This is a genomic window from Streptomyces sp. P5F9 (assembly GCF_057961495.1).
Genome location: NZ_JBXVPZ010000354.1, coordinates 1 through 10,424, shown reverse-complemented (window position 1 = coordinate 10,424; position 10,424 = coordinate 1). Strand labels below are relative to the sequence as shown.

Sequence of the window (10,424 nt, the reverse complement as noted above, 5' to 3'; positions counted from 1 at the left end):
CTCCCGAGAGCCACGAGATCACCGCCTCCGACAGCACCGCCCTCAAACTCACCCGTTACCGGGGCGGCACCAAAGGCCCGTTGATCGTCGCTCCCGGCTACAGCAACCCCGCCCACATCTACGCCCTCGACACCCCCCGCAACTGGGTCGCCCACCTCGTCGAGCACGGCTACGACGTCTGGCTGCTCGACTACCGGGGCAGCACCGGCCTCCCGGCGCGCCGGCGGCCGTTCACCATCGACGATGTCGCCCGGCGCGACTGGCCCGCCGCCGTCACGCACGTCCGCGCGGTCACCGGGGCCGACACCGTGCAGGTGCAGGGGCACTGCATCGGCGGGCTGTCCCTGTTCATGGCGCTCGGCGCCGGGTTGGAAGGCGTACGTTCCGCGACCTTCTCGGCACTCGCCGGACACATGGTGCTCGATACCGGCAACCGCCTCCGCTGCGCCGTACGCGTCCCGAACGTGCTGCGCGCGCTCGGCATCACCCACCTGCCCGTCGGCTACGACCCCGCCTCCCGCGTCGACCGGGCCATCGACGCCGTGATGCGGATCCTGCCGTTCCGGAACAAGTACCCCACCCCCTGGGCCCGCCGTATCTCCTTCGTCTACGGAAACCCGTTCGCCTGGGCCAACCTTGACGAGGTGGCCCTCGGGGCGCTCCCCGGGGCTTTCGGCGACGCCGACATGACAGCCATGGCGCACATCGCGCGCATGTGCCGCCATCAGGAGGCGCGCGACGCGCACGGCCGGGACACCTACTGGCACAACAAGGACGCCTACCGGCTGCCCATGCACTTCCTGACCGGCGCCGAGAACCGGCAATGCCTGCCTGTCGGCCTGCGCCGCACCTATGACCGACTGTGCCGACTGCACGGCGGGGACCTCTACCGCTACGACACCGTCCCCGGTTACGCGCACCTGGACCTCTGGATCGGCGCCGGGTCCGCGCGCGACGTCTACCCCACCGTCCTGGCGGAGCTGGAAAAGCACAACTGACATGACGACGACCGACATTCCCTCGCCCGCCCTGCATGCATATCGGCCCCTTTCGCAGATCGCAAATCTGGATCACCGCACCGTTGGGCCCGATGTGTACCAGTGCCCCACCGGCAGTTCAGCCCGTCCGCCGTCTCACATGGCAGGGCAAGCACGCGGGATCAACCACACGTGCGGGTGAACCGTGCCGCACTCCACCGCCAGCACGTGAGGATGCCGTTTCTGTATGTCCCCTCCCCCCACCGTGTCGACCGGAGCCGCGATCGAGCTCGATCCGCCGGCACACCGGGCCGTCATGTGCGTCGTGTGCTTCGCGCTCATGCTCGTCACGGCATCGATGTCCGCACTGAACCTGGCCCTGCCTGACATCGGACTCGACCTCTCAGCCTCTCTGAACTCTCTGACCTGGATCGTCGACAGCTACACCGTCGCCCTGGCAGGGCTGGTCCTGCCACTGGGAGCCCTGGGAGACAGGCTGGGACGACGCGCCCTGCTGCTCCTGGGAGCCATCATCTTCGGTACTGCCGCCTTCGCCGCCGCGGAGTCCTCCGGCACCACCGCGCTGATCCTATGGCGGTCGGTCATGGGACTGGGAGCCGCGATGATGATGCCGGGCACGCTGGCCACCATCACCGCCGTCTACCCCCCGCACCTGCGCGGCCAGGCCGCGGCAATCTGGTCCGGCTGCGCCGCCGCCGGATCCATCCTCGGCCTGCTCGCCTCCGGGGCGCTGCTGGAGCTGTTCTCCTGGCGGTCGATCTTCATCACCGCAGGACTCGCCGCCGCGGCCACCGCCCTGGCAACCCTTGTGTGGGTTCCGGAATCGAAAGACACCCAAGCCCCCCGATTCGACGCCGCCGGATCTCTCTGCACCGCACTGGCGCCCGGAGCCCTGGTGTACGCGCTCATCGCGGGCAGCGAGGAAGGCTGGAGCACACCGCCGGTGATCGCCGCACTAGCCGTCGCCGCCCTCGCCGCAACCGGCTACGTCCTCATCGGGTTGCGCACCGACAAACCACTGCTCGACCCACGCCTGTTCCGCATCCGGGCATTCTCCGCAGGCAGCGTGGCCCTGACCGTGCAGTTCATGGTCCTCTTCGGCTTCTTCTTCGTCGGCCTGCAGTACCTGCGCCTCATTCTCGACTACGCCCCCCTGAAGGCCGCCGTCGCCCTGGCCCCAGTCGCCCTCGTCGTCATTCCCGTCTCCCTGGCCGCCCCCGTCCTCATCCGACGGGTCGGCATGCGGACGGTACTGGTGAGCGGCCTGGCGCTGCTCGGCTCCGGACTGGTCGTCCTGTCGATGCTCACGGTCACGTCCGGATATCTCCCTTTCCTCGGAAGCGTCCTCCTGGCGGGATTCGGCATCGGCCTCACCGGCACCGCCGGCACATCGGCGATCACCGGGTCGCTGCCCGAGGAGCAGCAGGGCGTGGCATCAGCGGTGAACGACGCAACCCGCGAAGTCGGCGCCGCCATCGGGATCGCCCTCATGGGCTCCCTCTTCGGCAGCGTCTACCGCTCTTCGCTCACCGCGGACCTCGATCGGCTGCCCGACGCGGCCGCCGAGGCCGTGCGTGACTCACCTGTACTCGGCCTGCATGTCGCGGAACGCCTCGGCCCACAGGGCGCCGTACTCGCCGACGACGTCCGGGAGGCGTTCATAAGCGGTATGTCCGCAGCAGTCATCGCCGTAGCCGTAGTCACCGGTGCGGCGGTCTGTTACCTCGGCGCGGGCAAGGCACCGCAGACATCCGGGCAGCCCATGACCGGCAACGCCCAGGCGCCAAGCCGGAGCGAGGAACATGCGTGAGGCCGCGGGCTTGGCAGGCCCGGCCACGGCATGAGGCAGCAGATCGACCAATCACACACCGGGCAGGAGATCACCGGCATTCTCAGCTCGGCCACCTGAACTGGCCGGAGGACTACAGCCACAGACGTGAAGATCACGATCTACGGCTGGAGTATTAGAAGCTTCGCGCCGATGCCTGGTGAGCATTGAGGTTATAGGTGAAGCAACTCTGCGTTTAATATGATGATTTGATGCTCTATTCAGTGATGTGGGCGGGGTGGGTATGATCAAGTGAATTCGACCGGAGGGGGTGGGCTGGGTGATCCGTACGTACAAGTTCCTCCTGCGGCCCACCGTCCGCCAGTCGCAGGCGCTGGTCGAGATGCTGCGGGATCACTGCTCCCTCTACAACGGGGCGTTGCAGGAACGTCGTGACGCCTATCGGCATCCGTCGAAGACCAGCGTCAAGTACGGCATGCAGTCGGCGCAGTTGAAGGAGATCCGGTCGTTCGACCCGGAGTGTCAGGGCCGCTGGTCGTTCAGTTCGCAGCAGGCGACCCTGCGCCGTCTGGACAAGGCGTTCGCGGCGTTCTTCCGCCGGGTCAAGTCCGGTGACACTCCCGGCTATCCGCGTTTTCGCGGGATGAACTGGTTCGACACGGTGGACTTCCCCAAGGACGGCGACGGCTGCCGCTGGGACTCCACCCCGCACGACCCCGTCACCCGGGTCCGTCTCCAGGGCGTCGGACATGTGAAGGTCAACCAGCACCGCGCCGTGGCCGGCCGGGTCAAGACCGTCTCGGTGAAGCGCGAGGGCCGTAATTGGTTCGTCGTGCTGACCGCCGAGCAGGAGCAGCCCGAGCCGCTGCCGGTGACCGGTTCCGTGGCCGGGATCGACCTGGGCATCGTCAACTTCCTCGCCGACTCAGGCGGCCGCTTCGTGCCAAACCCGCGCCACGGGCGTCAGGCTGCCGCGAAGCTCCAAGCTGCGCAGCAGGCCCTTTCCCGCTTCCCGCGCTGCAAGGCCAAGGACCGCACCGCCAACCACCAGCGCGCCGTGGACAAGGTCGCCCAGCTGCACGGCAAGGTCCGGCGTCAGCGGCTCGACCACGCGCACAAGACCGCGCTGGGCCTGGTACGCGCGCATGACTTCATCGCGCACGAAGATCTCAAGATCCGCAACATGAGCAGGTCACCCGCGCCGAAGCCCGACCTCGACCAGGCAGGCGTGTTCCTGCCGAACGGGGCTGCGGCGAAGGCCGGGCTCAACAAGTCGATCGCCGATGCCGGTTGGGGGGTGTTCCTGACGATCCTTCACGCCAAGGCTGAAAGCGCCGGACGGGAAGTGATCGCCGTTAACCCCCGCAACACCTCCCGCCAGTGCCCCGAATGCGGGCACACCGCGAAGGAGAACCGGCCCACTCAGGAAAAGTTCCACTGCATCTCGTGCGGCCACACCGCGCACGCCGACACAGTAGGAGCCATCAACGTTCTACGGGCCGGGCTGGTCCGTCGCAACGCCAACCCGGCCTAGCGAGAAGCCCCCTTGTTCACGAGGGGGAGGAGTCACGTAACTGAGTTACTCGCCAGTCTGTAACTCGGCTTACTGGCATGATTAATGCATGGTGAGACGGGACGACCCGGAAGTCATCGGGCGCAGGGTCCAGCAGTTGCGGCACGAACGCGGGCTCACTCAGCGGCAGTTGGCCGAGCCCGCTTACACGCCCGCGTACATCTCCACGCTTGAGGCCGGGCGGGTCCGTCCCTCCGACGACGCCTTGCGCCACCTCGCCGAGCGACTCGGTGTCGCCTACGAGGAGTTGGCCACCGGCCGCCCCGCCCACCTCGCCACCGAACTCCGCCTGCGCCTGACCGAGGCCCAACGCACCCTGGCCACAGGGGAGTCGGAGGAGGCCACCGAGCAGTACACCGATCTCCTCGCGGAGGCGGAGACCCTCGGGCTCGCGGACGAGGAGGCGGTGGCGCTGCTGGGGCTGGGCGAATGCGGCCTCGACACCGGCGACCTGACCGCCGCCCGCCTGTACTTCGAGCGCGCCGAGCACCGACTGGCCGAGGAGCCACTCCCGTCCCGCGTCCCGGCCATCCGGGGCCGTGCGGTGGCGCACTACCTCACCGGTGAACTCCGTTACGCCGTCTACCTGTTGGAGTCCACCCTCGACGAGCTGAACCGGGGCGGCCTGCACGACCCGGATGCCCTGCTGCTGCTCTACGCGAGCGCGATAGGGCCGTACATGGACATGGGCGCGCACGCGAGGGCGGCCCAGGCAGCGGAGTTGGCGCTCGCGCTCGCGCCGCAGGTGGCGGACCCGGCGCTGCTCGCGCGCATGCACCGCTCGGTGGCGCGGACGCTGATAGCGGAGGGCAAGGTCGCCGAGGCGGACGCCTCCCTGGCCAAGGCCGCCGATCTGTACCGGCAGCTCCAGTTCCGTACCGAACTCGCCAACTGCCACTGGATGCGCGGCTACGTCTACGCCCAGGACGGCGAACTGGAGCGCGCCGAGGTCGAGTTGAGACAGGCGCTGGCCATGCTGACGGCGAAGCGCGCGGCGCTGTACAGCAGTCAGGTCGCCGTCGAACTGGCCGACGTACTCCACAAACGCGGCAAGTCCGACGAGGCCGCCGCCCTCCTCCACGACGTCCTCAGCGACCTCAGCTCCGAACGCGGCGCCCTGCACTCCGCCGCCGCGCACCGCCTCCTCGGCATCATCGCCGAGGACGCCCGCGAGACGGACGTGGCCGAGGAGCACTACGTCCGCGCCCTCAGCCTGCTGGAACGCGCGGGCGCCGCCGGCGACCTGGCCGACCTGTGCCGCATGCTCGGCGACCTGCTCCGCCGCACCGGCCGGGTCGAGGCGGCCCTCGACGCGTACCGCACCGGCCTCGGCCACCGCACCGCCCCCGGCACGACGACCCTGGGCCCGGCCCCCGCACAGCCTCCTCTTTGACTAATCGCGGATACCGCACAGCGCCGACGACTACCGTGCGACGGACGAGTCGTAGCGGTAGTGGTGCGAAACGGGATGAGACAGGCGCGTGCGCGTGCAGAACGAACGGACCGTGGTCGACGGCCTGCGCCTGGCCGTACGCGCCATGGTCTACGCGGTCCTGGGCGGCGCGGCGCTCATAGCCATCGCGACGGTCGTCTCCGTCCTCGGCCCGATGGTCGCGATCGACCTCTACACCCCCGCGGTGGCGGCCTGGTGGACGGTCTTCACGGCGGTCGCCGTCCAGGGCGTCCCCTTCCTGCTGCTGGGCACGGTGGTGTCGGCGGCGATCGGAGCGTTCGTACCGGAGAAGGTGTTCACTCGCCTCCTCCCCCGCAACCAGGCCCTCGCGGTCCCGATCGCGGGCGCGGCGGGGGTGGTCCTCCCCGGCTGTGAGTGCGCGTCGGTACCGGTGGCGAGCAGCCTGATGCGGCGGGGGGTCGCTCCAGCGGCGGCGCTGGCGTTCCTCCTCTCGGCCCCGGCGATCAACCCGGTCGTCCTGGTGGCCACGTCGATCGCGTTCCCAGGTCAGCCGAAGATGGTGCTGGCCCGCCTGATCGCCTCCCTCACCACGGCGGTGGTGATGGGCTGGCTCTGGGCGAGATTCGGCAAGGAGGAGTGGCTACGCCTCCCGAAGCGCAAGCAGACGGCAGCCTCTTCGCCAACGGGCGTGCAGGCCTTCGCAGCAGGCCTTCAGCACGACTTCCTGCACGCGGGCGGCTTCCTGGTCCTGGGTGCGGCAGCGGCGGCCACCTTCAACATCGCCGTACCGCGCTCGATCCTGGACATCTTCACGGGTTCGTCCTGGCTGTCGCTCCTCCTGCTGGCGCTGCTGGCGGTCGTGCTGTGCGTGTGCAGCGAGGCGGACGCGTTCGTCGCGGCTTCGCTGAGCGGCTTCTCGCCGGCGGCGAAGCTGGCGTTCATGGTGGTGGGCCCGATGGTCGACCTGAAACTGATCGCCCTCCAGGCAGGCACGTTCGGCCGCGCCTTCGCCTTCCGCTTCTCTTCGACGACGTGGCTGGTGGCGGTGGCCGGCAGCACGCTGGTGGGTTGGTGGTTGTTGTGAGGCGCTACGGCTCGGCGGTCCTGCTGTTGCTGATGGGCGGGGCGGTACTGCGGATCTCCCTCTTCAGCGTGCTGTATCTGCGGTACGTGCAGGCGGCGTTGAGGCCCTACCTGGTCGTGTCGGGGGCGCTGCTGATCCTGCTGGGTCTGGCCGCGGCGGTGAGGGGGATGCGGCACAGGGAGCACGAGGAGGAGACCCCGGAGGAGCAGGAGGAAGACGAGCACGGCCACTCGCCCTCGCACTCGCACGCGCACGGCGGCCCTCGTATCGCCTGGCTGCTGACGCTCCCCGCCCTGGCGCTCCTGCTCTTCCCGCCTCCCGCACTGGGCTCATACAGCGCGTCACGCGAGGAGGCACAGCGTGCGGCGCAGGGCGTGGGCGCCTTCCCCGCCCTCCCCGCCGGAAAGGTGCTGGACATCTCGGTCGCCCAGTACAGCTCCCGCGCGATCTACGACACCGGCCGCTCCCTCAAGGGCCGCACCCTCCGCATGACCGGCTTCGTCACCCACGGCTCCAACGGCACCTGGTACCTCACCCGCCTCCTGGTCACCTGCTGCGCGGCCGACGCGACGATCAGCAAGGTCGAGATCCGGGGCGACGAGGCCGACGGGGCCCCGCAGACGGACAGTTGGGTCACGGCCACGGGTACGTGGATCCCGAAGGGCAAGCTCGGGACGGACGGGGCGTGGCCGCCGATCCTCAAGGCGACAGCCGTAAAACAGGTGAAAGAACCGGCCGACCCGTATGACAAGCGTTGACGCATTCTGGAGATTCGGGTGATTCCTGCGCGTTAAGGTGCCTCTGATGCGCTGGGTGTGGAGCGCGTCACACATCGCTACGAAACAGGGGCCGCCGGAAGTGCTGCGCGGCCGTGCATCTGGGGGGCCTCATGCACGAGATGGTCAAGGGTGGGAACGTCGGACTGGCGTCGCTGAGCGAGGACGTCGGCTCGGTGATGATGAGCCTGAGCTGGGGCAGTCCGACGGGAGAGGGCGACGCGGACGTCTCCGTACTGCTGCTCACCGCGGACGGAAAAGTGCGCAGCGACGGGGACTTCTACTTCTACAACAACCCCGTCGCCGCAGACGGAAGCGTCCAGCTGCTCGGCAAGGCGCCGACGGCGGACGGCAGCGAGGACCGGATCACGTTCGATCTGACCGCTATTCCGGCCGGAGTCGATCAGATCGTTGTAGCGGCGAGCCGTTATGAGAGCGCCCGTTTCTCCGAACTGCAGGATCTGCGCCTGACGTTGGCCGACGGCTCCGGTGAGAGCCTGCTGCGTTTCTCGATCGACGATCCCGGCGAGGTCAGCGCGCTCCTCTTCGGCGAGTTCTACCGGCGGGGCGGGGACTGGAAGTTCCGGGCGATCGGACAGGGCTACGAGTCCGGACTGGCGGGCGTGGCAACGGACTTCGGCGTCGACATCGACGACGACGCGGGCACGGACGCAGACGTGGAGGGCGCTTCCGATTCCGACGCCGAGCCGGACTCCGAAACCGCCGAGCCGGACTCCGGAACCCCGGTCCGTGCGCCGGAGGCCGTCTCCGTGATTCCCGCGCAGCCGTCGAGCCCCTCGGTCGAGTCGGTACCCGAGGCGGGGAGCGGGGCCGAGGCAGCTCCGCGTCCCGCCCGTCCTCGTACCGCCAAGAAGAAGGTCACCCTGCCGAAGGTGGCCAAGAAGTCGCTCGCCGAGAACGACTCCTGGCGGGCTGCCCGGCTCTTCCCGGCGTCCGCGCTCAAGAGCGACCACGAGCGGGAGACCCGGGCGACCTCCGTGCTGCTGTCCGTGATGGCCCAAGTGCCGGAGTTCGGGCGGCGGTTGACGGCCGCGTTCGGGGCGCCGGTCGGGCGGATGGAGACGTTCACCGAGGTCACGCTGCCCAACGGTGAGTCGCCCCGGCGGCCCGACGGGGTGATCCGGGTCGAGCGCGCGGGCAAGCTGTGGACCGCGCTCGTCGAGACGAAGACGAACGGCAACCCGCTCAAGCCGGACCAGGTGCAGGCCTACGCCGACATAGCCGCCCGGCGCGGATACGAGGCCGTCATCACGCTCTCCAACGACGTGGAGCTGGAGGGCAGCCCGCTGGTGGAGGTCAAGCTCGACGGGCGACGCAAGCACAAGGTGGCGCTCTGGCATCTGTCCTGGGCCGAAGTCGCCCACCAGGCACAGCTGTTGATCCGGCACGAGGGCGTCGGCAACGCGGCGCACGCCTGGCTGCTCCAGGAACTGCTGCACTACCTCCAGCACGAGAACTCCGGCTGTCACGGCTTCCAGAACATGGGCCGCTCCTGGGTGCCCGTACGCAACGCCATCGACACCGACACCCTGTGCCAGGGCGACGCGCGGGCGATGGAGGTCGTGGAGAGCTGGGAACGGCTCGTCCGGCAGGTGTGTCTACGGCTCGGCGGCGAGCTCGGCGAGAAGGTGCTGCCGGTGCAGCGCGCCAAGCGCGGTACCGACCCGGCATCGCGACGAGCAGCGTTGGCCGACCGGCTCTGTGTGGACGGCCGGCTCGACGCCGAACTCCGTATCGAGGGCACGCCCGGCGTCCTCGCCCTCTGCGCCGACCTGCGCACCGGCAAGCTGCGCACGTCCATCGGGATCGCCGCACCCGACCAGGGCTACCCCCTCACCTGGGCCAAGCGGCTGGTCCGCCGGCTCGCCGAGGCACCGGCCGACCTGCACGTCGAGACCCTGTTGGAGGGGCAGACGGGCGGGCCGCGCGGCACGCTGGAACGCCTGCGTCCGGAACCGGCCGACATCCTCCCCAAGAACGGAGCCCAGATCACCGGCTTCCGGCTCTCCCTCTTCAGGGGCATGGGCAACACCCGGGGCACCGCCGAATCGGGCTTCATCCGCAGCGTCGACGAATCCGTGGACCGTTTCCACGCGAGTGTGGTGGTGCACCTGGACGGGCGTGCGGCGCGGGCCCGGCGACCTGTGGACGCCTAGATCTGCACCCGCCCCTGCTTCTGCACATCCGTGAGTCGTTGTGCGCCGGTCTGGAGCGCCTGCTGCATCGCGTCCGCCGGTACGTTTCCCAGGCCGCCGTTCGTGAAGGTGATGGTGTCGTCGCCGATGCGGACGGCGGCGGTGTCGAGGGTGAGGGTGGACTGGTCGCCCTCGGGGGTGGTGCCGGTGAGGGTGAGGTGGAGGCCCTCGCGGGCGTCGCCGACGTTCGGGAGGGCGGCCTCGGTGACCTGGACGGTCTGGGTGCCGGAGCGGGTCGTTGTCGCCGTGAAGTTCGCGCACTTCTGGGGGAGGGACCGGAGCCAGTCCAGGGTGCGGTTCACGTCCGCCGGGGCGAACGCGGCTACCTGGTAACGGAGTTGGGCCTCGTCGTCGGTGTCGTCGAGGGTGGTCACCGCCTGGGTGGTGGCGGGGGTGCCCAGGAGTTCGTCGGCGTAGAGGGCGTCCAGGAGGCGTTGGCAGTCGGGTGCGGCCGTCTTCGCCTTGAGCAGGGTGTCCCGCCAGGTCGCCGTGCCCTGGGTCGGGGTCCAGGGGGCGCCCAGGTCCGCGTCCGTGATCAGCGCGGCCTGGGCCTGGGCCGGGGTGAGGACGGGGG

Annotated in this window: 8 protein-coding genes; 7 read left to right on the top strand and 1 reads right to left on the bottom strand. The window is 69.4% G+C overall.

Annotation, left to right across the window (positions count from 1 at the left end):
* The 7 genes from AC31A1_RS37905 to AC31A1_RS37875 all read left to right on the top strand — a co-directional run.
* Positions 1–998: alpha/beta fold hydrolase (locus tag AC31A1_RS37905; protein ID WP_489657637.1), on the top strand; the 998-nt coding region annotated here is incomplete at its 5' end.
* A 226-nt stretch (positions 999–1,224) separates the two neighbouring features.
* Positions 1,225–2,808: an MFS transporter gene (locus AC31A1_RS37900; RefSeq protein WP_489657636.1), complete on the top strand. Its 1,584-nt coding sequence runs from the start codon at positions 1,225–1,227 to the stop codon at positions 2,806–2,808.
* 298 nt (positions 2,809–3,106) lie between these two features.
* A complete protein-coding gene (locus AC31A1_RS37895; protein ID WP_489657635.1) occupies positions 3,107–4,321 on the top strand; it encodes an RNA-guided endonuclease InsQ/TnpB family protein in 1,215 nt (404 codons plus the stop codon).
* Positions 4,322–4,409: 88 nt separating this feature from the next.
* Positions 4,410–5,753: a helix-turn-helix domain-containing protein gene (locus tag AC31A1_RS37890; protein WP_489657634.1), complete on the top strand. Its 1,344-nt coding sequence runs from the start codon at positions 4,410–4,412 to the stop codon at positions 5,751–5,753.
* A gap of 145 nt (positions 5,754–5,898) precedes the next feature.
* Positions 5,899–6,858 carry a permease gene (locus AC31A1_RS37885; RefSeq protein WP_489657639.1) on the top strand — a complete coding sequence of 320 codons (960 nt, stop codon included), beginning with the start codon at positions 5,899–5,901 and terminating at the stop codon, positions 6,856–6,858.
* The gene (locus AC31A1_RS37880; protein ID WP_489657638.1) at positions 6,855–7,616 is read left to right on the top strand and encodes a TIGR03943 family putative permease subunit; all 762 of its coding nucleotides are present in this window, start codon (positions 6,855–6,857) and stop codon (positions 7,614–7,616) included. The genes AC31A1_RS37885 and AC31A1_RS37880 overlap by 4 nt, the downstream gene beginning before the upstream one ends.
* Positions 7,617–7,747: 131 nt before the next feature.
* Positions 7,748–9,811 carry a TerD family protein gene (locus tag AC31A1_RS37875; RefSeq protein ID WP_489657633.1) on the top strand — a complete coding sequence of 688 codons (2,064 nt, stop codon included), beginning with the start codon at positions 7,748–7,750 and terminating at the stop codon, positions 9,809–9,811.
* On the opposite strand, the gene AC31A1_RS37870 is transcribed toward AC31A1_RS37875, so the two are convergent.
* Positions 9,808–10,424, bottom strand: a 617-nt coding sequence (locus AC31A1_RS37870) for a hypothetical protein (RefSeq protein WP_489657632.1), incomplete at its 5' end; no start/stop codon positions are given. The two genes, AC31A1_RS37875 and AC31A1_RS37870, sit on opposite strands and share 4 nt — an antisense overlap.